Source organism: Parendozoicomonas sp. 209JJ7-1 (assembly GCF_058147085.1).
Window position 1 is genome coordinate 1 of sequence record NZ_JBYVJU010000113.1, and the last position, 674, is coordinate 674.

Genomic DNA, 674 nt, shown 5'->3' on the forward strand with positions numbered 1-674 from the left:
GGCGTTAGGTGCTAATACATAACATCAAACTCAGGAGTAAAATAGTGAAAAAAGGATTACATATTTCCAATGGATACAATGTGAATCTTGACAATGTTTGTGTCTGGATAGTGAGCAAAGATTCTATCCAAATACAAATGAGTGGAGAACCTGATTTTTGCATAATCGATATATATGAAGAAGGTTCAGAACTAGCTAATCCAGCTTATCATCATATTGTTCCAGTAAATGAGTTCAAGAGAATTGAACGAGAAATAACTGAATATATGTCAAAATAAATTGATATTTAAAAATATGCAGTGGTTTGATTTTAAACTGCTGCAATATCAAGAAATATAAAAACATAGAAGTCTTGAAATTGAGCCTGATAGAAATAATTGGTTTTATACCTGCAATCATTTTCCCAAGTGCTACAGTTATTCAACTTATTCATCTTATAAAAACAAAAAATTCTGAAGGTGTCTCAGCAATGGCTTGGATTGCATTTTCTATAGGAAATCTATCCTTGTTTATTTACACTGAGAAATATGATCGATTACAAAGCATTATCGGTTTGTTGCTCACAAGTCTACTTCAAGTATTTATTGTGCTTCTTACAATCAAATACAAATCCAAACCGGAAACACGCACCTAACAAGTGGTTCCAGGTGACGCCTACGGCGCACCTGAACCAA

General features: G+C 33.2%; 2 protein-coding genes. Both read left to right on the plus strand.

Going from position 1 to position 674, the window contains the following annotated elements; all coding sequences use genetic code 11:
- Positions 1 to 44 precede the first annotated feature (44 nt).
- Complete coding sequence (locus tag ACY2RQ_RS19610; protein ID WP_490114701.1) at positions 45 to 278, plus strand: hypothetical protein; 234 nt, start codon at positions 45 to 47, stop codon at positions 276 to 278.
- 80 nt (positions 279 to 358) lie between these two features.
- On the plus strand, positions 359 to 634 hold the full coding sequence (locus ACY2RQ_RS19615) for a hypothetical protein (RefSeq protein ID WP_490114702.1): 276 nt from the start codon (positions 359 to 361) through the stop codon (positions 632 to 634).
- The last annotated feature ends 40 nt before the right edge of the window (positions 635 to 674 follow it).